At 69.2% G+C, this 22,690-nt stretch carries 15 protein-coding genes; 9 read left to right on the top strand and 6 right to left on the bottom strand.

The features are described from left to right. Positions 1-20 precede the first annotated feature (20 nt). Entirely contained in the window at positions 21-4,007 is a 3,987-nt protein-coding gene (eccCa, locus tag ACA514_RS06925) for a type VII secretion protein EccCa (RefSeq protein ID WP_375040168.1), read from the bottom strand. Positions 4,008-4,165: 158 nt separating this feature from the next. Between eccCa and eccD the strand changes: the two genes are divergently transcribed. From eccD to ACA514_RS06885, 8 genes are all read left to right on the top strand, one after another. Then, positions 4,166-5,557 (top strand): type VII secretion integral membrane protein EccD, encoded by a 1,392-nt coding sequence (gene eccD, locus ACA514_RS06920; protein WP_375040167.1) that lies wholly within the window; start codon positions 4,166-4,168, stop codon positions 5,555-5,557. Then, on the top strand, positions 5,557-6,918 hold the full coding sequence (gene eccB / locus ACA514_RS06915) for a type VII secretion protein EccB (RefSeq protein ID WP_375040166.1): 1,362 nt from the start codon (positions 5,557-5,559) through the stop codon (positions 6,916-6,918). The genes eccD and eccB overlap by 1 nt, the downstream gene beginning before the upstream one ends. A gap of 234 nt (positions 6,919-7,152) precedes the next feature. Further along, entirely contained in the window at positions 7,153-7,467 is a 315-nt protein-coding gene (locus tag ACA514_RS06910; protein WP_375040165.1) for a WXG100 family type VII secretion target, read from the top strand. A gap of 43 nt (positions 7,468-7,510) precedes the next feature. Further along, on the top strand, positions 7,511-7,807 hold the full coding sequence (locus ACA514_RS06905) for a WXG100 family type VII secretion target (protein WP_375040164.1): 297 nt from the start codon (positions 7,511-7,513) through the stop codon (positions 7,805-7,807). 796 nt (positions 7,808-8,603) lie between these two features. Further along, entirely contained in the window at positions 8,604-9,581 is a 978-nt protein-coding gene (locus tag ACA514_RS06900; protein ID WP_375040163.1) for a YbaB/EbfC family nucleoid-associated protein, read from the top strand. Positions 9,582-9,610: 29 nt separating this feature from the next. Continuing rightward, positions 9,611-9,928, top strand: a complete 318-nt coding sequence (locus tag ACA514_RS06895; protein WP_375040162.1) for a hypothetical protein — start codon at positions 9,611-9,613, stop codon at positions 9,926-9,928. Next, positions 9,929-10,603, top strand: a complete 675-nt coding sequence (locus tag ACA514_RS06890; RefSeq protein ID WP_375040161.1) for a hypothetical protein — start codon at positions 9,929-9,931, stop codon at positions 10,601-10,603. 21 nt (positions 10,604-10,624) lie between these two features. After that, positions 10,625-11,050, top strand: coding sequence for a PH domain-containing protein (locus ACA514_RS06885; protein ID WP_375040160.1), 426 nt, complete (start codon positions 10,625-10,627; stop codon positions 11,048-11,050). Positions 11,051-11,278: 228 nt separating this feature from the next. On the opposite strand, the gene ACA514_RS06880 is transcribed toward ACA514_RS06885, so the two are convergent. From ACA514_RS06880 to ACA514_RS06865, 4 genes are all read right to left on the bottom strand, one after another. Further along, positions 11,279-12,226, bottom strand: a complete 948-nt coding sequence (locus tag ACA514_RS06880) for a DUF6177 family protein (RefSeq protein ID WP_375040159.1) — start codon at positions 12,224-12,226, stop codon at positions 11,279-11,281. Further along, complete coding sequence (locus tag ACA514_RS06875) at positions 12,223-12,525, bottom strand: hypothetical protein (protein WP_375040158.1); 303 nt, start codon at positions 12,523-12,525, stop codon at positions 12,223-12,225. Before ACA514_RS06875 ends, ACA514_RS06880 begins: the two co-directional genes overlap by 4 nt. Then, positions 12,522-13,370, bottom strand: coding sequence for a MinD/ParA family protein (locus tag ACA514_RS06870; RefSeq protein ID WP_375040157.1), 849 nt, complete (start codon positions 13,368-13,370; stop codon positions 12,522-12,524). Before ACA514_RS06870 ends, ACA514_RS06875 begins: the two co-directional genes overlap by 4 nt. 1,453 nt (positions 13,371-14,823) lie before the next feature. After that, positions 14,824-18,297, bottom strand: coding sequence for an AAA family ATPase (locus tag ACA514_RS06865; RefSeq protein WP_375040156.1), 3,474 nt, complete (start codon positions 18,295-18,297; stop codon positions 14,824-14,826). A gap of 339 nt (positions 18,298-18,636) precedes the next feature. Here ACA514_RS06865 and ACA514_RS06860 point away from each other — a divergent pair, with 339 nt between their 5' ends. Beyond that, positions 18,637-22,008, top strand: coding sequence for a pyruvate carboxylase (locus ACA514_RS06860; RefSeq protein ID WP_375040155.1), 3,372 nt, complete (start codon positions 18,637-18,639; stop codon positions 22,006-22,008). 22 nt (positions 22,009-22,030) lie between these two features. On the opposite strand, the gene ACA514_RS06855 is transcribed toward ACA514_RS06860, so the two are convergent. Then, on the bottom strand, positions 22,031-22,660 hold the full coding sequence (locus ACA514_RS06855) for a TetR/AcrR family transcriptional regulator (protein ID WP_375040154.1): 630 nt from the start codon (positions 22,658-22,660) through the stop codon (positions 22,031-22,033). Positions 22,661-22,690: the final 30 nt, after the last annotated feature.

Here is a 22,690-nt window from a genome sequence, read left to right as displayed (position 1 = left end):
AGCGGCGCCGCCACATCCCGTCATGCGTTGTCGAGCGCGGCCGTCTGCACCAGGCGCGCACCGTTCCGCCTGTCGGTGAGGGTTCCGCGCCCTACCGGCAGTGGCGTTGGACGTACCTCCCCGAACAGCGGCCCCTCCTCCTTGCTGCCGGACATGATGAGCGCCGGCGCGGCCAGATCCTTCAACTGCTGGATGACCGGGTCGTACAGGGCGCGGCCCATCCCGCCCATGGTCCGGGACAGGACGAGATGCAGACCGATGTCCCGCGCCTGGGGGAGAAGGTCCAGCAGCGGCAACAGCGGGTTGTTCGCCGTGGCGACGAGGTCGTAGTCGTCCACGACGACGAACACGTCGGAGCCCTTCCACCAGGACCGCTTACGCAACTGCTCCGGACTGAGGTCCGCCGGCGGGAGACGCTCGTTGAGGGCGTCCACCAGGTCGGTCACCAGTTCCGCGGCGGCGGACGTCGAGGCGGCGTAGCCGACACGGTGGACGGTGTCGGCCGTGTCCAGGAGCGCCCGCCGGTAGTCGATGAAGATCAGCTTCGCCTCGTCCGGGCCGTGCCCCGCCACGATGCCCTCCGTGATCGTCCGGAGCAGGTTCGACTTGCCGCACTCGGTGTCCCCGACGACCACGAAGTGCGGGTCGGCGGCGAAGTCCAGCAGGACGGGCGCCAGGGCGTCCTCGTCGATCCCGATGGGAACCCGCCATTTTGGCGTCTCAGCGGCCCCGAGAGCCTCTCGCAGGGCCGACGAGGGCAGCAGGTCGGGCAGCAGCCTCACCGGCGGCGCCTGCGGCCCCTGCCAGGCTCCGGCGACCGCCTCGACCATCTTGGCCACCCCGTCCCCGAGGTCGTCGGCGGTGCCCCGCCCGTCCAGCCGCGGCAGCGCGGCCAGGAAGTGCAGGCGGTCACGGGTGAGGCCGCGGCCCGGACGCCCCTCGGGGACGTTCTCCGCCAGCCGCCGGTCGATCTCCGACTCGTAGGAGTCGCCCAGCCGCAGCTCCAGTCGCGTGCCGAACACGTCCCGGATCCCCATCCGGAACTCCGACCACTTGCCCGCCGTCGCCACCACGTGGACGCCGAAGCCGAGCCCTCGCGCGGCCATGTCGGTGATGACCTCTTCGAGGTGCTCGTACTCCTGCCGTAGCGTCATCCACCCGTCCACTACCAGGAACACGTCTCCGAACCCGTCCCCCGGCATCTGACCGGCCGCGCGTAGCCGCCGGTACGTCGCGATGGTGTCGACACCGCGTTCGGCGAATTCGCGCTCGCGCCGTTCGAGGAGCGTGGAGACCTCGGCGACCGTCCTGCGGACGCGGTCGGCGTTCAGCCGGTTGCTCACACCGCCCACATGCGGCAGCCCCGAAAGGCCGCCGAGCGTGCCGCCACCGAAGTCCAGGCAGTAGAACTGCACTTCCTCCGGCGTGTGCAGGAGGGAGAGCGACGTGATGAGCGAGCGCAGGATCGTCGATTTGCCCGTCTGCGGCGCGCCCGCGATGCCCACATGGCCGGCCGCCGCCGACAGGTCGACCCAGAACGGGACGCGTTGCTGGTCGAACGGCTTGTCGACGATCCCCACCACGGCGGCGAGACGGCCGCGGCCATCCCACCCCTCGGTGGTGAGGCCGTGCTCGCGTGTAGGCGCCAACGGAGGGAGCAACTGGTCGACCGTGGGAGGGACGTCCAGTGGCGGCAGCCAGATGCGGTGGGCCGCAGGGCCGCGCCCTTCCATCTGCTTGATGACCGCCTTGAAGAGGGTCTCTCCCGATTCCTGCCAGCCCGCAGGCTCATCGGGCGCGGGCTGCTGAGCTTGTGGCGGGACATAGGCCGTGCTGTACGGAAGGATCTGCCGCGGTGTCCCGATACCGGACGCGGCGGCCTGTGTCTGCGCCTCCTCCTCGACCGGCCCCGACACGTACGCCGCCTTGAACCGGACCATGTCGCTGACGTCGACCTTGAGGTAGCCGTTGCCGGGCTGGGACGGCAGTTCGTACGCGTCCGGAACGCCCAGTACCACCCGCGACTCCATGGCGGAGAAGGTGCGAAGCCCGATCCGGTACGACAGGTGGGAATCGAGCCCGCGCAGCTTGCCCTCCTCCAAGCGCTGCGAAGCGAGAAGCAGGTGCACACCCAGCGAACGCCCCAGACGGCCGATCATCACGAACAGCTCCGCGAACTCCGGCTTCGCCGCCAGCAGCTCGGAGAACTCGTCCAGCACCACGAACAGCGTCGGCAACGGAGCCAGCTGAGCGCCCTGCTCGCGCGCGCGCTCATAGTCCCGTAGCGAGGCGTAGTTCCCCGCCGATCGCAGCAGCTCCTGCCGCCGGATCATCTCTCCCTGCAGCGCGTCGTACATGCGGTCGACGAGCGGCAGCTCCTCTTCCAGGTTCGTGATGACGGCCGACACGTGCTGCAGGCGCTCCAACCCCAGGAACGTCGCGCCCCCCTTGAAGTCGACCAGAACGAAGTTGAGCGTCTCCGACGAGTGGGTGACGGCCAAGGCGAGGACGAGCGTCCGCAGCAGCTCGGACTTGCCCGAACCGGTCGCACCGATCAGCAACCCGTGCGGACCCATGCCGCCCTGTGCGGACTCCTTGATGTCGAGCTCCACCGGACGGCCGTCGGAGTCCACGCCTATCGGAACGCGCAGCCGGTTGCGCGACGCTCTCGGCTGCCAGGTGGATCGCAGGTCGATGTCGTAGGGGCCGCGCAGACCGAGCAGCGACGTCAGCGTGAGATTGCCGGCCAGCGCGTTCTGTTCCGGTTCGTCCGCGGCGCCCGCCCGCAGCGGCGCCAGACGCAGCGCGAGCCCTTCCGCCTGTACCGGCGTGAACCCGTCGGCCTTCCCCAGCGGACTGGACACGTCCTTGCCGGTGTGGTCGCGTTCCAGCATCCGCATGCCGTCGTCGGTGACGTGCAGGCGCAGCATGGTCGCGTCCGACGTCGGCGTTACCGAGCCGCTCAGGTCGATGACGCACACCCCCTTGATGCCGTCCGCACCTATCTGCGAGTCGGCCGGGACGATGCCGTCGTCCACGACCACCACGTGGAACGGAAGATCCTGGGTGTCGATGCCGGGGGAGAAGCGGGGACGGTCCTTGAGGTCGTCCTCGAGCAGGGGCTCCAGGTCCGCCAGCGAGTGTCCCGTAAGGCGCACCGGCCCTGCGGCATCGTGCTCCGTGGGGTGGAGGCAATGCGGTAGCCACTTGGCCCACTGCCACTGCCTCATGCGGTCAGGCGACGCGCAGACGATGAGGCGCACATCGTCCGGCGTATGGAAGGTGACCAGCTGCGCCACCAGCGCGCGTGCCATGGCCCGCACCGCAATCGGGTCCCCGCTCGCCACTATCCGGGCGAACGCCGGCAACGACACCGCCACGGGCAGGTCGGGGACCGTCGCATGGGCGCGCATGAAGCGCCGCAGCGCGCCGGCGCACATCGGCTCCAGATCCTCGATCGGCTTCGTCTCCGGGGCGACGAGGTCCAGCGCGAGCCTCTGCCGTCCCCGCCCTATCCGCACCTGGCCGAAGTCGTCGTCCGAGGGACGCCGCTCCCACAGCCGGTGGCTCAGCGCCAGTGACCACAGTGTGCGGGGGTTAGGGCCGCTCCACTCCAGGGCCTCGCGCTGCTGCGCCGCCGCCTTCCGCACGCGCGCGCGCATCTGGTCCAGGTAGCGGTAGTAGTCGCGGCGCGCGCCGTTCAGCCGCTGCTTGCGCTCGCCCGCGCCCTGTCCCATATGTCCGAAGCCCATGCCGACCATCGACAGGACGAACAGACCGGACGCCACCCACATGATCGGGTTGCCGCCCCCGGCGCCCCCCGCACCGCCCATGAACATCAGCCCCATGGCGCCGCCGCTGGCCGCCATGGGCAGGTACATCAGGGCGTTCGCGAACCCCTGGCTGATGGTCTCGGGGATCTCCGGGGGCGGCTCCAGCATGAGCTCGCCCTCGGGCAGCCGCGGCGGTCGCCGTCTTTCCGGGCGCCGCACCACAACGATTCCCACGGCCGCGTCCCTTCGCATCGCCATGACCCGGAGTCAATTTTGGGTCATCCTAGTGATCCCGGGGCGGTCCGTGCGTTGATCGAAAACCATTTTCCAGGTGGCGGAGAACGGCCCCGGCTGATAGTGAATGTGCGGTCATCGCAACGATCGGAGGGCGCGTGAATACCTCGACGGGCGCCGACCTATGCCGCGTGGTCGTCGTCGCCCCGCACCGCAGGCTGGACCTCTCGCTGCCCGGAGACATTCCCCTTTCTCACATGCTTCCGACGTTGTTGCAGGTCGCGGGCCACAATTTGGCCGACGCGGGGCTCGTGCACTCGGGCTGGGTGCTGCAACGGCTGGACGAGGCGCCGCTCGACGAGTCCCGGTCGCTGTCCGCCCTCGGCGTCCGCGACGGGGAGATCCTCTACTTCCGGCCCGAGCTGGCCCAGTTCCCCGAGGTCGCCTTCGACGACGTGGCCGACGTCGTCGCGACCGGCGTGAACGAGCACGCCGACCGCTGGCGCCCCGAGACCACCCGGCGCTTCGGCCTCCTCGCCGGCGCCGCCGCCCTCGGCCTGGGGGCGGTGGGCATGGCCCTCTCGGGGCCGCCGTGGGGCCTGCTGGCGGCCGCCTCCGCGGGCGTGGCCGCCGTCCTCGTGCTCGCGGGAATCGCCCTGTCCCGCGCGCTAGGCGACTCGGGCGCCGGAGCCGTCCTGGGCTACAGCGCGCTCCCCTACGCGTTCCTGGGCGGCCTCCTGGCACCGGCCAGGCCCGTGCCCCTCCTGCACCTCGGAACGCCCCATCTCGCAGCCGCCTTCGCGGCGGTCACCCTCGCCGCCGTCGTTTCCGCCTTCGCCGTCCATGACGGCCTGCCGACCTTCCTCGGCATCGCCTTCGTGGCCCTGCTCGGCCTGGTCTCCGCCGCGCTCGTCCAAGGCGTCGGGCTGTCGCCATCCGGAATGGCCGCATTCGACGCGTCGCTGTGCCTCGCCGTGACGGCCCTGATCCCGTCCCTGGCGTTCCGCCTTGCACGGCTCCCGCTGCCCCCCGTCCCGGAGAACGCCGAGGAGTTGCGCAGCGCCCAGACCTTCGACGGCCCGACGCTCCTACGCCGCACACGCGAAGCCGACCGCTTCGCCACGGGCCTGGTGGCCGCCGTAGGGCTGGCCGGCCTCGCCGCACAGCTCGCCCTGCTGACCACGCACGGATGGCTGCCCGTGACGATGAGCCTGTGCCTGTCCGCGGTGCTCCTCCTGCGCGCGCGTGTGTTCCACGGCCGCTCCCAACGCCTCTGGATGCTCCTCTCCGGCCTTACCGGTCTGGCCATCCTCGCCCTGCATCAAGCCGTCACGGCCACGCCCGCCATGACACTGCTGACCGTGGTCCTGCCCGCCGTACTGGCGGTCACCGTCATGACGGCGATGGCCCTCAGGCTCCCCGCCCGCAAGCCCTCGCCGTTCTGGGGCCGCGCCGGCGACATCGTCGACATCCTGCTCATCGTCAGCCTGCTGCCGCTCTCGATGGGCCTGCTGAACCTGTACTCCTGGCTGCGCGGGCTGGCCGGCTGATGCAGACCCGCAAGGACCTCTACCAGGCGCACCGCCTGATGACCCAGCGCGTGGCCCTCGCGCTCCTCCAGGGCCGCCCGAGCGCTGCGGAGTCCCCGCTGCGCCGCACCGGCGTCGGGACGCTCTGCGGCGTCATGGTGGCCGTCCTGGTCGCGGTCGGCTTCGGTGTCACCGGCCTCATCTTCAAGGGCGGCGCCCGCAACCTGGAACGTCCCGGCGTCCTCATCATCGAGAAGGAGACCGGCGCCACCTACGTCTACAGCCGGCGGGACCGCAAGCTGGTCCCGTTCCTCAACTACGCCTCCGCCCGCCTGGCCATGCCGACGGCCGAGATCCAGCGGAAGTCGGTTTCCTCCAAGTCCTTGGCGAAGTACCCCCGCGACCCCGTCACGGGCATCCAGGGAGCCCCGGAGTCCCTCCCCGCACCGGGCAAGCCGAGCCACACCTCATGGTCGCTATGCGCCCGCACCACTTCCCCCCTCGGCGGTTCCACGGTCTCCCTGGTGGGGGGACGCGACATAGGAGGCCGTCCGCTCACCGACGCTCAGGGAGTGGTCGTCCGGGGCGGCTCCCAGAACTGGCTCATCTGGCGCAACAGCCGGATGCGCATCACCCCGAAGGCCGCCCTCGGCCTCAGCGCCGAGCAGCCCGTCGCAGTGGACGAACGCTGGCTGAACGGCCTGCCCCAAGGACCCGACTACGCGGCCCCCTCCATCCCTGAGCAAGGCCACGACTTCCCCGGTCCCCGTAACACCCCGGCCCCCGCAGGCCAGGTCTTCCGGGTGGCCGCCATCGCCGGTACGCCGGAGCGGTGGTACGTCCAGCTCCCCGACGGCCTCGCCAGTGTCTCCGCCGCACAGGCCCGTCTCCTGCTCGACTCCCTGGCAGCGGGCCCGCCCCGCGAAATCACACCGGCCGAAGCCGCGTCCAAGCCGTCGCAGACGAACCTCTACAACCGCTCCCTGCCGGACTCGCCGCCCCACATCGTCCCGTACGAGTCCTACCAGCCCCTGTGCACCGTCTACCGGAAGGCGGCCGAACTCTCCACCGACGCCCGCTTCACCATCGGCGGCAGCCTCCCCACCCCGTCAGGCCGGACCTCCTCCGGCCTCGACCAGGTCGTCCTCCCCGGCGGCGGAACGTTCACCGGCACGCTCTCAGGCCCCGGCCAGCCGCTCCAGACGTTCTCCCTCCTCACCGACCAGGGCCTGCGCTACCCGATCCCCACGGCCGACGACATCGCGAAACTCGGCTACGACACAAAGGACGCCATCCCCATTCCGGCGAATCTGTTGCAACTGTTCAAAGAGGGTCCAACCCTTACATCTTCCGCCGCCCAGCGGCCGGTTCCGGCCAAATAACAACGGAACCGAACGGCGACTTGACTGCTTCGCCTGTTCAGCCCCAGATGTCCCGTCGAGCATAGTTATCCACAGGTGACATACCTGATGGACAGGGGGAATCGGCGGTCTCTACGCTTCATCTTGCTCGCTGTCACGGGGTGTGTCGTCGTATCGGTGGTCCGGGGCCATCTGCCGATACGTCCGAGCGCCACGTCGTGATGCCCACGCAAGCCGACGTGAAGGAGAACCACGATGAGCAACCGGTCATCGGTCAACCGGCAGCACATGCAGCAGGCCGCCGGCAACGTCCAGGACGCGCACGGCCAGATCGGCCAGATCAAGACCCAGCTCAACACCCACCACACCGAACTCCAGGGCGCCTGGAAGGGCGAGTCCTCCGCCGCCTTCACCCAGGTCTACAACCTCTTCGAGACCGAGTTCGCCAAGGTCCTCAAGGACCTGAACCTCATCCACGAAAAGCTCGTCGACACCAAGGCCAAGTACGAGACCGCCGAACAGAACAAGACCGCCCGCGTCAACACCCTCAAAGGCCTGGTCAACGGCTGACCCCGCACCACACCCCCCCACCACGGCACCAGGAGGACCGGCGATGAGCACCGACTACACCTACGTCAACTTCGGCGGCATGCAGAACGCCCAGGCCAACTTCACCAGCGCCCTCAAGAGCTACCAGGCCACCCTGGACACCCTGGACAGCCAGGTCCGCGCCCACCTGGCCGAATGGGACGGCGACGCCCGCAGCGCCTACGAGAACAAGTCCCGCGAATGGAAACTCGCCGCCCAGCGCATGGCCACCGCCGTCTCCAGCATGAGCAAGGTCATCGGCGAATCCCACGACATCCACCTCGGCGCCGAACGCCAGAACACCGCCATGTGGGGCAGCTGACCCCACCGAAGGACGACCGCCCCACGTGCCTCGACCGGCCTTGACCTAGGCACCGCCGCGCCCCCATCACATCATCTCCGGGGAACCGCCAAGCCCTCGCCGCGGTGGTCATCGGCATGGATCCGGCCGCGGACAACGTCCACGGCTCAGGGCGACCGCCCCTGTATGTGCCCCGCAGAACCAGTACCAACGCAGAAAGGCAGAGCGCACTTGACCGGGCAGGCGTTCCACCGAGGAATCCAACCCGGAACGCTGAGACACGCGAGCCCGCCGCAATACGACCACGCCACGCGGGGAACCTCAAGCAAATCCGCCCGGACGGCCTTGCCAGGGCAGCGGACGCCTGCGCCACGGTCAGAGGACAGCAGGCAAGGCCGAAGGCCACCTCGGCATGTACATACAACGCCTGAACATGATCCGGAAGGGCGACGCCCGGGAACTCGGCATCGCGGACATGCACCCGCCCAACGAGACCCTCCGAACCCCTCCAAGACCAGCGGAAGGCTCTCTACCAGGATGCACAAGGGTCATGCACTGAGGAAACGAGGGAGCGCCTTGACTGATCCAGGGAATCGGCCAAAAGCCGGCACCTGGGCTTCCGGCCAATTAGTGTAAGCAGAAGTTGTCCCTCGCATGCGTGACAGATCACCATCGGTCTTCAGCGGTGCCTGGGGCTCAGTACATCCGGCACGTCACAGGTATCGAGGTACATCCAGAGCCAAGCTCGGAGACTGATCTGGAGCAAGGTCTGAACGCGAGACTCGGAATGGACGCCTAATAGTTAGGGAAGAGAATCATGGTCGAACGAGAGAATAAGCTAAAAGGCCTAATAAACGTATGGACTGAAGACCCTCGGGTGCTGTCGGGTCGTGCAGACTTCCGTTCACCGACGAAGGAAACGGAACTCTCGACAAAAGGGCAGGCGGAGAATGTCGTCTATTATGAGCGAGAGCCCTCGGTTGAAAGCGAGAGTGAATCCTCGGAGGCAGTTGTAGAGCCCGGCTTCGGCCTTCCGCAGACGGCGGTTGATCGGTCCATTCGCGACATCGGTGACGTGACCACCCATGAAACTGCCGAACCCGACTTCGATGTACCCGTCGAGAAGGAGCTTTTGATAGGCGCCGAGCGTCTTCTAAAGTTGAGTGACATGAGGATTGAGGGGCGGACTGACGATGGTGCTGTCACCGTGATCCTCGACGGGAGAGGAAGATTCGTCGGTATAAAGATCGCCGAGCGGCTCTCCATGTACCCAAGTCGTATAGCGCCGAAACTGATGGTTGCTATATCTCGTGGAAGGGTTGAAGCGGCGAGAAGGTCGGCAGGCGGCGCACCCGAAAAAGTCGGGAGGCACGCTTGGACGGGTTTTGCGTCTCCTGCCTTGACCGAGGGTATGGCGGATATCCTGGCTGCCGGCACCAAGGACATTGACATGCCGGCGAAGTATCGTGCCGTCGTGGACGAGGCACTTGAAGATCTCACTCGAGTGTGCGATAAAGAGCGTTCCCATGCCCGCAAATTGTTCGAGGAAAAAATGGAACGCAAAGCCGGCACGGTTCAGATGTCAGGCGAGGGGGACGTCGTCGCACTTGAACTCAACGAGCACGCTGTGCGCGATTTGGGCGTCGAATACTTGGGCGCGCTGATCGTGGCAGCGCTTAATAGAGTGCAAGATACTGCTAAGGCCGCGCTGGTGCAAGACTACATGAAAGTGAGCGTAGGAGGTGTTGAGCTCGGCGAGAATCTGACCCGGGTGCGAAACGTTCTGGGGTTGTGAAATCGGTCTTGATTTGGAGTGGGAAAAAGATGGCGGATCACTACAAGGTTCAGCGCAATGCCCTGCGGAACCATGCGGTGCATGTAGAGGCGGAGGTTTCGAAGTGGCGAGCTGCGGGGGAGGCAATGAAAGGTGCTGAGGTAGAGTCGATCGCCTTCACCAGGGCCGGTGGGCAGATTGCCGCTGCATACAGCAAGATCGTTCACGATTTCGCCTGGACGGCCTGGAAGGTCGGCGGCACGTTCGAAGGCTGCGCGCTGGTGCTGCAGGGCACGGTCAAGAATTACGGGAAAGCGGACGCGATCATTTCTGATGATATCGCCAACAGAAGGGAGTGGCAGTTCTAGATGACAGAATCTCTACCCGCAGACTTTCCCGCAGTCGGTCGTGAAGCGGTCGGAAAAATCCAGAAGATTCACACACCGACCTACATCAAAGTACTGGAACTGATCGGTTTTACCTGGGGCGATGTAAACGCGATCGATAAGGCGGTCGCCGTCTGGGATGCTCAGCTGCAAGCACTTCAGGGCTCGATGACGAGACTGAGTGAGGACCTGAGTAGGATGACCGGCCCGGAGGCGGGCGAAGTCTGGGATGGTGCGGCAAAGGACGAGTATGCAGCCTGGCGAAAGGATTTGGAGGAGAAGACCCTAGACAAGTTCGCAGAAAATATCCAGGAGTTGAAATCGCAACTGAACTCAATAAGGGGAAATATTTATTCCATCAGAGCTCACGTGGTGGCGACCGTCATCGGTATTGCGGCAGCGTTGGTTAGTGCCATGAGCGGCGGGGAGGTCGGTATCGTCGCGGGCGTGGGCGTACTGCTGGGAGTAGGAGGGGTATTGGCCGACCTCTATTTCCGAGTCAAGGGCGATCTCGGTGATAAAGGGAGGGAGTTGGACCAGTTCTGGAAGAAGAGCAATCTGGACCGCGGTGGCCAACGTGTCTCCAGCCCCTTCAACATCCAGGTCGTCGGCGACTGGGACAACTGGGAGCACAAGCATCCGAGGATGAAGAAATAGACGTTACGGACGGTGGTGCACATGGATGAGGTCACGTTGGTGAGAGCTGGCGGATGGCGCAATTCCATGGCTCTTTGTGTTGTTCTGAACATCGCCGTATGGGGTCTTCTTTTTGGTGTAATTTGGACGAACGGCGTTGACGTGTTGATCGTGGCCGTCGTGCTCGTCAGTTTTCTCATGCTCGGCATGGTCTACAGGTCCGGTGTGAGCATATCCGCAGATCGCATATGTGTGAGATATGCTTTTCGCGATAGAGTGGTCAAATGGGAAGACGTTGTGTCGATAGAGATTCGCACTGACGGCCTGCTCAGTCGGATCGTGCTGGTGTGCGACCCAGAGGTCATTAAATTGCCGTCACTGTTTGCGAGCTATTCGAAGGATAGTGTCGGGCTGAAGGTGGACTTGAGGAGGGTCGTCCAGGCTAGGGCTGATATAGCGCATCGATGATCCGAGTCTCAAATCCCGCCGTAAGGATTCTTGTCTTCGTCGATTCGCGCTGATCCTGGATTTCCTGTGCGCAATTGTTGGCGCCCCGATGATGCGTTGCTTTATCTTGCAGTCTGCAGGCACTCGGTCGCCTGCTGTGAGTGCCGTGGTCAAGCTTCGGCGAAATTCTTCCATGGTGACCACCCTTACCCGCTACAGGAAGCTTGTGCGGAACTCCGGCATGAAGATTTAGGTGCGGCGGAGGTGGGTTAGGAGGTCTTGGTGGCGTTGCCAGTATTCGGGGGAGTAGCCGTCGCCCAGGTGGAACCAGGTGAGGGGGGCGTCCGGGGGGCCCAGGCGTTTGCGGGAGAAGCCCGGTGGGCCGGTGTAGGCGCCGGCAGAGGCCAGGCCGATGGGGGCCGAGGTGCCCGTCCAGCGTGGTTCGGTGGTCAGGTCGGGGCGGCCAGGGGTGAGCTGGGCGAGGAGAGCGGTTATCGGATGGTCCGCCGATAGGAGGTCGATGAAGGACGGGAGTTGGCTGATCGGGGGGTCTTCGTCCTCGGTGTAGCCGATGGTGAGGGTCGTCATCTCGGCTGTGCCGGAGGCCGGGGGGACGAGGGGCGAGAAGTCCGAGGTGGCCATTACCGGGCGACTGCTCGCGCCAATGGTGATGAGCCGGGATGGCGCGCTGGCCGTTGCGTAAGTCGTGAGGTGTTCGAGGTTCCAAGGGTTCTGCACCGGCTCGATCGGGCCCCAGCCTTTCGGGGGCTCGCCGGTGAGGAGGCGCATGAGTTTTTCCGTGTGCACGCCCAGCGGAGCCGTTAGGTCGTGGCGAGCCTGGAAGGTCAGGACGAGTTGGCTGCCGACGGGAGTGGTCGGGGGCGTTCTGTACGTGGGGGCGTAGTCGCGGGCGTCCCGGACGGGGGTGAAGGCGGTGCCGTTCCATTGCATCGGGCGGCCGGTGAGGCCTTCGTAGTAGCCGTTGTCGTCGTGGACGAGCCAATGGGTTCGCGACGCGCGCAGGGGGATGGTCAGCCGACTCGTGGCGGGCGTGACGAGTTGGAGAGTGCGGTTCGTGTGTTCGCACTCGGAGAGGGCCTGGGAGAGGGCCGGAGTGAGGGGGACGACGGGACGATCGTTCAGCACGACCATGGCCTGGGTGGTGAGGACGTCGGCCCCGCCGGTGGTTCGCGTCATGGGGCCGTCCAAATCGTGCCGTTGAGGGTTTCGGCGCAGCGGTGGGCCAGGTGGTCGGCTTCGGGCGAGTCTGTGGCGGCGTGGATCTCCGTCCACCAGACGGGAGTGGCCGATTCGATTCCCAGCAGGCGTTCTGTTTCGCCGGGGACGGACACCAGGACCGGATCCTGGACGCGCAGGAGGAGGCGGTCTTCGGAGTCGAAGACGTAGTTTCCCGCCACCTGGAAGGGCGGGGTTGCCAGCGCTTGGAGGTCGAGATCTGGTTTCCGGGCGGTGAGGACTATCAGTTCGCGGCTCATGGGGCGCTCAGGGAACGGGTGAAGACGTCGGCCGCGATTCTGGTCGCGGCGGCGTGGGTGGGCATGCTGACGCGTTCGGGGGCGATGGCGATGCCGGCCGCCAGGTGGCGATCGAACGGGAGGAGGGTGACGGGGAGCGTGCCGCTGCTGAGGAGGTGAGCGGCGCGGTCGAGGTCGGCGTCCGGGTTCGGGGTATGCGAGACCAGGGCGACGACCGTGCGCTGGAGGAGCGGGGCGAAACCGTTCAGCGCCATCCAGTTGAGGGCGGCGCGGGCGCTGAGGGCGCCGTCGGGGGTGCCGGGGGTGACGAAGACCTGGGCGTGGGCGCCGTGCAGGATCCCGCGTTGCAGGTCGGAGACGAGGCCTCCGCCGCAGTCGATGACGGTGGTGGCGAAATAGCGTCCGAGGCGGCCGGTGCCGTACTGGAAGGCGGTGTGGTCGAGATCGTCTGCGACGGCGCCCTTCGGGGCGGCGGGCAGGACGAAGAGGCCTTCGGGAGTGCGGCCGAGGTGGGCGGCGGTCTCCTCCCAGCTGAGCGGGCGAGCGGCCGCGAGGTTGCGGAGCGAGCTGGGGGCGCTGACCCCGAGGCGCAGCGCGAGGGAGCCGAGCCCGGGATCCGCGTCGATCGCGAGGACGCGATCCGGGCGGTACTGCCGGAGGATCCCCGCGATGAGCGCGGTGATCGTCGACTTGCCTGCGCCGCCGCGGATGCTCGTCACCGCGATCCGGCGGCTGGACGGGACGGGGACGCCGATTTGCGCCGCGAGCTGCTCCAGTTCGCGGACCCGGCCAGCGGCCGACGCCCCCACCGCGCGGCGTACGCCACGTCCCAGGCGGCGGGCCATCGGATCGCCGTGCGGGTTGCGCCGGACGAGGTCTTGAGGAGCCGGGACGCTTCCCTGCGGTGGGGTGGAGCGGCTGGTCAGGCCACTGCTCGCGGGCGGCCGGGCCGGTGCTGGGGCGTTGTGCGCCGGTGTCGCGGACGGCGGCGGGGCGGGGCTGTTACTCGGCGGCGGCTCGGACGGTGGACTGATCGTCCAGCCTGCGGACGCGGGAGGTGCCGAGGGGCTTGGCTGCGCGGGGACGACACCGGCCGGTCTCTCCGGCCGCGCGGTGGGTTCGATGTTCCCGGGTGGTGGCGGGTTGGGGGCAGGCCGACTCGGTTGAGGGGTGGGTCGTGTGTTGGGCGTTGGCGGTCTGGATGGCTTGGTGGGGGCGCCGGGCGGTGGCTCGGGGGATGGTGGGATTGCCCACCCTGGCGTTGGGAGTGATGCGGGGGGTTCGGGGTCGGCGATGTCTCCGCGGTTTTCCGAAGTTGTGGGTGCGGCGTGGGCGATGGGTTCGATGTTTCCGGGTGGTGGCGGGTTGGGGGCGGGCCGCCCCGCTTGGGGGGTGGGTGGTGTGTTGGGTGTTGGCGGTGTGGATGGCTTGGTGGGGGCGCTGGGCGGTGGCTCGCGGGGTGTGGGGATTGCCCACCCTGGAGTCGGGGGTGGTGCCGGAACGTCGGGGGCGAGGGCGTCTTCGCGGTTTTCGGGCGTTGTGGGTGTGGCGGCGGGGCTTGGCTCCTCTGGGGGTTCTGGAGTTGCCGATGTGGCATTGGTGGTCAGTTCTTCAGGAGGTTCGAGAGTGGCGCGGGTGGTCGGTTCTTCGCTGGGTGCTGAGGGGGCCTGGGGGATCGCGTCTTCGGGGGGCTTGGTGCTTGGGGTGGTCGTTGGTTGGGCGGGCCCAGCGGCCTCGGCGTTCGTGGGGGTGGCGGGGGTGGTTGTTCGGCTGGGGAGAGAGACGACGGGATTGGGTGCCGCGTCTGTCTGCTCGGTCTCGGGTGGAGGGGCGGCGTCTGGCAGAGGTGCCTGGTCGGTCGAATCAGGGGCGGGTTCGGGTGGTGCCCCGAGTTTGGTTGCGCGGGGTGTGGGGTTAGGCGCGGGTGAGGGGGTGTCGCGTCCGGACGTGGGGAGTGCGGTGCGGGCGAAGGGGGCCGTCGGAGCGCGGGTGCCGATGGGCGGCGTGGGGTGGCGGCCTGGCCCGGGGCCTACAGGCGAGGCGTCGGCGGTGGGGGTTTCAGGCGCCGAGGCAGAGACAACGGGGGCCGGGGGTGATGGGGGCGGTACCGGGCGCGGGTCCGGGGGGACCAGGCCGGTTTTCAGTGCGCCGAGGTCGCGCAGCACCGCGTGCTGCCAGTCTCGATCGGACACCGAGCCCCTTCCAGCTCCGCATTGATTGGGCGAGACGAGTCTAGACAGGCACAGGCGGAAGATTCCGACCAATTGTGTGTTGGGGCGTCAGACGAGGTGTGGACGGTCAGAGGTACAGTCCCGTGGCGGTGTCCGACGGCGTGCGGGCGGTGGTGCGGAGGTCGTCGGCGCGCAGGGTGGTGATCTCGGTCTCGGACGGGGAGCCCGCCGAGGTGAGGCGCTCGGACTGGGCGGCGACGGCGGCGTCCAGGAGGTTGCGCATGAGGCGGCCGTTGCCGAAGGACGGGCCGCGCGGGGTGGCGCGGAGGACGGCGCGCAGCCGCGAGGCGACGTCCGGGGCGAGGGCGAGGCCCTCGGCGGCGGCGAGGTGCCCGAAGATGGCGACGAGTTCGTCGTCGGTGTAGTCGGGGAACGCGATGCGCTTGGGGAAGCGGGATTGCAGGCCGGAGTTGGCGGCGAGGAAGGCGTCCATTTCGCGCTCGTAGCCGGCGGCGATGACGACGAGGTCGCCGCGGTATTCCTCCATGAGCTGGACGAGGGTGGCGACGGCCTCCTGCCCGTAGGCGTCGCCGGCGAGGGAGTACGCCTCGTCGACGAACAGCACGCCGCCGAGGGCCTGCTCGACGGCGGCGCGGACGCGCGGCGCGGTCTGGCCGAGGTAGGGCCCGATGAGGTCGGCGCGGGACACCTCGACGAGGTGGCCGGACGACAGCAGCCCGAGGTGGCCGTAGACGGACGCGACGAGGCGGGCGACGGTGGTCTTGGCGGTGCCCGGGTTGCCGGTGAAGATCATGTGCCGGGTCGGGACGCTGACCTGCTTGCCGGCGGCGCGGCGCAGTTCGGCGCCGCGGGCCTCGGCGGCGAGGCGGCGCACCTCCTCCTTGACCGCGGAGAGCCCGATGAGCGCGTCGAGTTCGGTGAGCGGGTCGGTGGCGGGCAGGACGCGGCCGGCGCCGCTGAGGCTGTCGGGGATGTCGTCCGGCAGCAGTGCGGCGAGGTCGTCGGGGGTGGCGCGGCGCAGGGCGGTGACGCGGCGGGCATGGAGGGCGGTGGCGCGCTCGCACAGGTTGCGCATGACGCGGGCGTTGCCGAACGAGCGGCCGCGCGGGGCGCGGCGGAGCAGTTCGGCGATCTTGTCGAGGGCGGCCGGGGCGGGCGACAGGCCGGCGGCGGACGTCTGGCCGGTGAAGATCTCGATGAGCTCGGCGTCGGTGAAGGCCGGGAACCGGACGGTGGTGGGGAAGCGGGACGCGAGGCCCGGGTCGGAGGCGATGAAGCGCTGCATCTCGCGCTCGTAGCCGGCGACGACCACGACGAGGTCGTCGCGGTGGTCCTCCATGACCTTGATGAGCTCGGCGATGGCCTCCTGCCCGTAGTCGTCGGACATGGTGGTCTGGGTGAGCGCGTAGGCCTCGTCGATGAACAGGACGCCGCCGACGGCGCTCTGCGCGACGCCGCGCGTCTTCACCGCGGTCTCGCCGACGTAGCGTCCGACGAGGGTGGAGCGGGACGCCTCGACGAGGTGGCCGGACGACAGGACGCCGAGGTCCTTGAAGATGCGGGCGAGCAGCCGGGCGACGACGGTCTTGCCGGTGCCGGGGTCGCCGGTGAAGACCATGTGCCGGGCCGGTGCGGCGGGCGAGGGCAGCCCGGCCTCGCGGCGCATCTTGGCGGCCTTGGTGCCCGCGACGAGCAGTTCGATCTCCGCCTTGACGGTGCGGAGGCCGGTGAGGGCGGCGAGTTCGGCCATGGGGTCGGACGGGGTGCCGGCGGTGTCGAAGGTGGCGGGGACGTCGGCGCGCTTGACGACGGGTTCCTCGCCGGGCGGGGTGTTCGCGCGGACGTTCTCGACGACGATGTCGGCGAGGCGCTGGGCGAGGCGGGCGTTGCGCAGGTTCCGGACGGGCGGCGTCCGGACGAGCAGCTGCCCGGCGGCGGTCAGGGCGCGCTTGTGGGCGCGGGCGCCGCGCTGCTGGAGGGCCCGGTTGAACAGCTCGGCGTACCCGTCGGCGTCGAACGGGTGGGTCCGGACGACCTGGATCCGCAGCGCGAGCCCGGGGTTGAGCTCGCGGATCCGCTCGTCGCCGCCGGGTTCGCAGAGGACGACGATGTGCAGGTCGTCGTGGACGTCGAGGGCGCGGTGCAGGTCCTCCAGGACGGCTTCGCCGCTGCGGCCGTCGCGGGCCATGTCGTCCAGGCCGTCGATGACGACGAGGCGGTTCCCGGCGGCGTCGCGGACCTCGCCGTAGAGCTGCGCGGTGGCGGAGGAGACCTCCTTGCCGGCGAAGTAGTCGTCGGCGAGCCACAGCGGCGGCTCGACGATCTGGTGCTCCTGGAGCAGCCGGGCGATCTCCTGGGCGGCGTCGCGCTTGCCGGTGCCGTCGGGGCCGACGAGCATCAGCCGGACGGGCCCGCCGGTCTCGGCGATCTTCTGCAGCGCGGCGACGACGCCGGGCTGGCCGACGAGGCCGGAGCCGGCGTCGGCGCGGCGGGTGCGGCGGGTCCGGGACGGGGTGCCGCCGACGCTCGCGGCGAGCGGGTTGACCACGCGGCGGCGCGGGGTGAACAGCCGGCGGACGTCGGCGCCGAACTCGCCGACGGGGATCCATTCGGGGTCGGGGATGCGCGGCTCGTTGGGCAGGCCCTGGACGCAGCCGGTGAAGCGCATCGCCATGTCGAGCCAGCCGCGGCAGGCGTCGATGGCGCCGGCGCCGAGGGCGCGTCCGAGCCATCCCCATTCGTTGAGGTACCAGGGGTTCGGTTCGAATTTGTCGCGGGCGCGTTCGAAGCGGTCGAGCAGTTCGCCGTAGCGGTCCTCGGTGAGGACGGCGGACAGTTCGGCGGGGACCTGCTTCAGCCCGCCCTGGAGCAGCAGGTGGACGAGCAGGTCGTCGGCGGTCTCGTCGTGCGGGGCGACCTCGCGCAGGTGCTCGTGGACGGGCAGCAGCCCCGAGCACACCCATTCGAGGTAGCCGATGGGGCCGGCGAGTTCGGGCAGGGCGGCGACGATGTCGTCGCTCGCGTGGGCGAGCCACAGGGCGCGCTGCTCGGGGAGGGGCGTCTGGATCCGCAGGTCGGGCGGCGGGTCGTCGTACAGCTTGACGAGGGCCTGGCGGCGCTGCTCGATGGGCTCCAGCCCGGCGAAGACGTCGAGGGACTCGCGGGCGAGCGTGAGGGCGAGGTCCTGGTCGCCGCAGTCCTCCAGCCATTCGAGGGGCTGGAACGAGCCGCGGCTGACGCCCCAGCCGCCGGCGTCGCGCAGGGGATCGCGGGGTTCGTTGTAGTAGCGGTTGAAGAACTGGTACTGGAGCCGTGAGTGCGTGCCCGCGTTGACGGCCCCGGCGCCGAGCAGGAAGTCGAGGGTGAGCAGCATTTCCGCGACGACCAGCGGGGCGGGCGCGGTGAGCAGCGCGTGGCCGTCGGCGGTGTGGTCCTTGCAGCGGGGGTCGGTGGCGAGCGCGTCGATGCGGGCGCGGATCTCGTCGTAGAGGCCGTCCGGAACGCGCCAGGGCCCGTGCGCGTACACGTCGAGGACGGGCTCGTCGGAGACGAGAAGTTCCAGATGTTCCGGCAGCCGCACCGCGTTCCCCCTACAAGCACACGAACCCGACCGAAAGCCTAGAGTGTCGGACGGGGCGCGCGTAGGCGAGTCCGCAGGACGCCGGGCCGGGGCGGGGGCCTGTGGACGGCCGGACCGGACGGACGGAACGATCGGGCATTTTTCCCGCTAAACGCGATCTATCACTTTGTTCACAAGGGAATGGGGTGTCCCCGGTCAGGTTCCGCCGGTCAACTGGGTAGGTATCCGAAGATTCGGTTCGCCCGCCGGACCGGCCCATGCTTCTGCGACGCTCAGCGCCGAGCCCGGGAGGCCGTCGGGTGCGGGCGGACGCGCCCGAGCCGTCTCCTGGGAGTACACGTGATCACCAAGCTGCTCGTCGCGAACCGCGGCGAGATCGCCGTACGCGCGTTCCGCGCCGCGTACGAACTCGGCATCGCCAGCGTCGCCGTCTACGCCCACGAGGACCGGCTGTCGCTGCACCGGCAGAAGGCCGGCGAGGCGTACGAGATCGGCGAGCACGGCCACCCCGTCCGCGCCTACCTCGACGTGGACGGCATCGTGGAGACGGCGCTGCGGGTCGGCGCCGACGCCGTCTACCCCGGCTACGGGTTCCTGTCGGAGAGCCCGGAGCTGGCGGAGGCGTGCGAGCGCAACGGCATCACCTTCGTCGGGCCGCCGTCGCGGGTGCTGAGCCTGGCCGGCAACAAGATCGAGGCGGTCGCGGCGGCGCGCCGGGCGGGCCTGCCGGTGCTGCGGTCGGTGACGCCGGAGGCCGGGCGCGAGCTGGAGGCGGCCGACGAGGTCGGCTTCCCGCTGTTCGTGAAGGCGGCGGCGGGCGGCGGCGGGCGCGGGCTGCGCCGCGTCGACCACCGCGAGGAGCTGGAGGCCGCCGTGGACACGGCGCGCCGCGAGGCGCAGAGCGCGTTCGGCGACCCGACGGTCTTCCTGGAGCAGGCGGTGGACCGGCCCCGCCACATCGAGGTGCAGATCCTCGCGGACGGCGCGGGCCACACCGTCCACCTGCGCGAACGCGACTGCTCGGTGCAGCGGCGCCACCAGAAGGTGGTGGAGATCGCGCCGGCGCCGCACCTGGACGCGGCCATCGCGGAGCGGCTGTGCGAGGACGCGGTGAAGTTCGCCCGCGAGATCGACTACGTGAACGCCGGCACCGTCGAATTCCTCGTGAACGACCGGGGCGAGCACGTCTTCATCGAGATGAACCCGCGCATCCAGGTCGAGCACACCGTGACCGAGGAGGTCACCGGCGTCGACCTGGTGCAGAGCCAGCTGCGCATCGCGGGCGGCGAGACCCTCTACGACCTCGGCATCTCCCAGCAGGACGTGACGGTCTCGGGGTTCGCGGTGCAGTGCCGGATCACGACCGAGGACCCGGCGAACGGGTTCCGGCCCGACACCGGGAAGATTTCGGCGTACCGGTCGCCGGGCGGCGCCGGGGTGCGGCTCGACACGGGCACGGCGCACGGCGGCGCGATCGTGTCCCCGCACTTCGACTCGCTGCTGGTCAAGCTGACGTGCCGGGGCCGGACGTTCGAGGAGGCGGTGCGGCGGGCGCGGCGGGCCGTCGCGGAGTTCCGCATCCGGGGCGTCGCGACGAACATCCCGTTCCTCCAGGCGCTGCTGGACGAATCGGACTTCCGGAGGGGCGGTGTCAGCACGTCCTACATCGCCGACCATCCGGAGCTGTTGACGGCCCGGTCGTCGGGTGACCGGGCGACGCGGCTCGTCCGCTACCTGGCGGACGTCACCGTCAACAAGCCGCACGGCGACGCGCCCACGACCCTGGATCCGGCGACCAAGCTTCCGCCGTTGCAGCTCGACGGGCCGTTCCCGGAAGGCTCGCGCGACCGCCTGCTGGCTCTCGGCGCGCGCGCGTTCGCTGAGCAGTTGCGCGCGCAGAACGCATTGGCCGTCACCGACACCACCTTCAGGGACGCGCACCAGTCGCTGCTGGCCACGCGAGTACGGACGTACGACCTCGTCGCTGCGGCGCCCTATCTCGGGCGCATGACTCCGCAGCTCCTCTCTATAGAGGCATGGGGCGGCGCCACGTATGACGTCGCGCTCCGCTTCCTGGGGGAGTCCCCTTGGGACAGGCTCGCGGCGATCCGGGAAGCAGCACCGAACCTGTGCATCCAGATGCTGTTGCGTGGCCGCAACACCGTCGGTTACACGCCGTACCCCGATTCGGTGGCGCGGGCGTTCGTCAAGGAGGCCGCCAGTACGGGCGTCGACATCTTCCGCGTTTTCGACGCGCTGAACGACGTCGAGCGCATGCGGCCCGCGATCGACGCGGCGCTCCAGACACACGCGCTGGTGGAAGGCACCCTCTGCTACACGGGCGACCTGTCGTCCCCGGACGAACGCCTCTACACGCTCGACTACTACCTGCGCCTCGCCGAGGAACTGGTGGAGTCGGGCGTCCACATCCTGTGCATCAAGGACATGGCCGGTCTTCTGCGCGCTCCCGCCGCGCGCACACTGGTGAGCGCACTGCGCGAGCGTTTCGACCTGCCCGTCCACCTGCACACCCACGACACAGCAGGCGGCCAGATCGGCACGTACATCGCGGCCATCGAAGCGGGCGTCGATGCGGTGGACGGCGCCGCCGCACCGCTGTCCGGTACGACGAGCCAGCCGCCCCTACAGGCGATCGTGGCCGCGACCGATTTCACCGGACGCGCCACGGGAATCGACCTCGACGCCCTCACCGTGATGGAGCCCTACTGGGAGTCGGTGCGCAAGCTGTACGCGCCGTTCGAGATGGGCCTTCCTTCGCCGACCGGACGCGTGTACCAGCACGAGATCCCCGGCGGGCAGTTGTCGAACCTGCGGCAGCAGGCCGTCGCGCTCGGCCTCGGCGACCGGTTCGAGGAGATCGAGCGCTGCTATGCCGCCGCCGACCGCATCCTCGGCCGCCTGGTGAAGGTGACCCCGTCCAGCAAGGTGGTGGGCGACCTCGCCCTGCACCTGGTCGCCGCGGGCGCCGATCCGGACGACTTCGCCGAGAACCCCGAGCGCTACGACATCCCCGACAGCGTCATCGGGTTCCTCAACGGCGAACTCGGGGACCCGCCCGGCGGCTGGCCCGAGCCGTTCCGCACGAAGGCGCTCGCCGGACGCCAGTACACGCCGGCCCGTGCCGAACTCGACGGCGCCGAAGAGAAGGCGCTCGCCGGGGCGGAGGTGCGCGACACCCTCGACCGCCTGCTGTTCCCCGGCCCCGCGAAGGACTACCGGGAGGCCCGCGCCGCGTACGGCGACCTGTCCGTGCTGCCCACCGGCCCGTTCCTCTACGGGCTGCGCACCGGCCACGAGGTCTCCTTCGACCTCGAACCCGGCGTGCGCGTGCTGGCCGGGCTCGAAGCGGTCGGCGACATCGACGAGGCGGGCGTCCGGCAGGTCATCTGCACGGTGAACGGCCAGCTCCGGACGCTGTCGGTCCGCGACAAGTCCGTCGTGTCGGACGCGCCGCCCGTCGAGCGTGCCGACCCGTCCGAACCCGGCCATGTCGGCGCGCCGTTCGACGGCTCGGTCACGCTCCGCGTCGCGAAGGGCGACCAGGTGGCGGCCGGCGACGTGGTCGCCACGATCGAGGCGATGAAGATGGAGGCCGCGATCACCGCCCCGGTGGCCGGCGCCGTCTCGCGCCTCGCCGTCCCGCAGGCCACGCCCGTCCAGGCCGGCGACCTCCTCCTCGTCATCGGATGACCCGCCCGGCGGCCCGCCGGTGTCAGGACTCCGGGCGGACGGCGTAGCCGCCCAGGGACGGTTCGAGGAGGTCGAAGGCGTTCCCGGCGGACTCGGTGAGGGCCGCGGCGATCTCGTCGTGGTCCTCACCGGTCAGGGTGCGCCGCAGGGTCTCCTCGAACAGGACCCGGTGGACGCCGATGAGCTGCGCCGACGCCACGCGGGTGAGCACGTCGTCCGCGCTCGTCCCGGCCTCCTCGGCGAGGACGGCGGTGAGCGCGTGCTCGCGCTCCTCGTGGAACTCGCGCAGCCGCGCCACCAGCGCCGGGCTCTCGGTGATCATGCGCGCGAAGCCGGGGCCGGAGAAGCCGATGACGGCGTCGTGCCGGGCCACCGCGTCCAGGAACGCGCGGCGCAGCGCGGCCAGCGCGGACTCGCCCGGCGCGCGGCCGGCGACCGTCCGGGCGGGCTGCGCGACGAACTCCTCGTGCAGGTCGAGGGCCAGGTCCTCCTTGCGCGGGAAGTAGTTGGTGACCGTCATCTTCGCCACCTGCGCGGCGGCGGCGACGTCGGCGATGGTCACGCGGTCGAACCCATGCCGCAGGAACAGGCGGGTCGCCTGGTGCGAGATGGCCTGCCGCGTCTGCTGTTTCTTCAGCTCCCGCAGTCCCATCCCGCCATCCTCTCATAGCTCGACCTAAAT

Source organism: Actinomadura sp. NTSP31 (assembly GCF_041951385.1).
In the GTDB taxonomy this organism is placed as follows: Bacteria; Actinomycetota; Actinomycetes; order Streptosporangiales; family Streptosporangiaceae; genus Spirillospora; species Spirillospora napierensis.
The sequence above is the reverse complement of the archived record's forward strand: the minus strand, read 5'-3'. Positions and strand labels throughout refer to the sequence as shown.

Bases quoted from the DNA above. Each gene is read 5' to 3' on its own strand.
- ACA514_RS06885 (WP_375040160.1), top strand. From the start codon at position 10,625: ATGGATGAGGTCACGTTGGTGAGAGCTGGCGGATGGCGCAATTCCATG.
- ACA514_RS06900 (WP_375040163.1), top strand. From the start codon at position 8,604: ATGGTCGAACGAGAGAATAAGCTAAAAGGCCTAATAAACGTATGGACT.
- ACA514_RS06880 (WP_375040159.1), bottom strand. From the start codon at position 12,226: ATGACGCGAACCACCGGCGGGGCCGACGTCCTCACCACCCAGGCCATG.
- ACA514_RS06870 (WP_375040157.1), bottom strand. From the start codon at position 13,370: ATGGCCCGCCGCCTGGGACGTGGCGTACGCCGCGCGGTGGGGGCGTCG.
- ACA514_RS06855 (WP_375040154.1), bottom strand. From the start codon at position 22,660: ATGGGACTGCGGGAGCTGAAGAAACAGCAGACGCGGCAGGCCATCTCG.
- ACA514_RS06895 (WP_375040162.1), top strand. From the start codon at position 9,611: ATGGCGGATCACTACAAGGTTCAGCGCAATGCCCTGCGGAACCATGCG.
- ACA514_RS06890 (WP_375040161.1), top strand. From the start codon at position 9,929: ATGACAGAATCTCTACCCGCAGACTTTCCCGCAGTCGGTCGTGAAGCG.
- ACA514_RS06905 (WP_375040164.1), top strand. From the start codon at position 7,511: ATGAGCACCGACTACACCTACGTCAACTTCGGCGGCATGCAGAACGCC.
- ACA514_RS06875 (WP_375040158.1), bottom strand. From the start codon at position 12,525: ATGAGCCGCGAACTGATAGTCCTCACCGCCCGGAAACCAGATCTCGAC.
- eccB (WP_375040166.1), top strand. From the start codon at position 5,557: ATGCAGACCCGCAAGGACCTCTACCAGGCGCACCGCCTGATGACCCAG.
- ACA514_RS06910 (WP_375040165.1), top strand. From the start codon at position 7,153: ATGAGCAACCGGTCATCGGTCAACCGGCAGCACATGCAGCAGGCCGCC.